1 protein-coding gene is annotated in these 534 nt (G+C 36.9%); it reads right to left on the minus strand.

Features of this window, described 5'->3' with window-relative positions:
- A partial coding sequence (locus tag FC26_RS07750; RefSeq protein ID WP_157061124.1) for a transposase occupies nt 1–534 on the minus strand: 534 nt, incomplete at both ends.

Consider the following 534-nt stretch of genomic DNA (forward strand, 5'->3'; position numbering starts at 1 on the left):
CCGATGAAAAATAGAGCCAAAATTCTAGAATTATTAGAATTTTGGCTCCATTTTTTTGCTTTTTAATATTTGGCAATTGTTCATGCTGGAGATTAGTGGTTGCTTTTGTCAATATTCCGGCTAATTTCGTTAAGTTCATCGTCATTAATAGAATTCCTAACTCGTTTTCCACGGGCTGTTTTCCTCGCAGGTGCGTTCGCCGCACACCAAAAATAGACTTCATTCTACCAAACATTGGCTCAACATCATATTTACGATGCGAATAGATCGCTGAACCCATATCTGATGAAAGTAAATCCTTAACGTAATTTTTGAAGTAGTCCCAAGTTGGATTGTAGGCAACTTGTCGTTGCCTTCCCTTAGGAGTTTTAGCTAATTCATCTAGCGTAGTTGTTTCTTGAGTTTTATCTGCCTCGTAGATCTTGAATTTTCGTTCGTATCCATACTTATCATGGCGAATACTATATCGTTTAAAACTGAATTTCACACCTAAATGATCAGTATAGTAATCGTCTGCGGCATTGTATTTCCAAT

The sequence above is a fragment of the Paucilactobacillus vaccinostercus DSM 20634 genome (genome assembly GCF_001436295.1).
GTDB lineage: Bacteria > Bacillota > Bacilli > Lactobacillales > Lactobacillaceae > Paucilactobacillus > Paucilactobacillus vaccinostercus.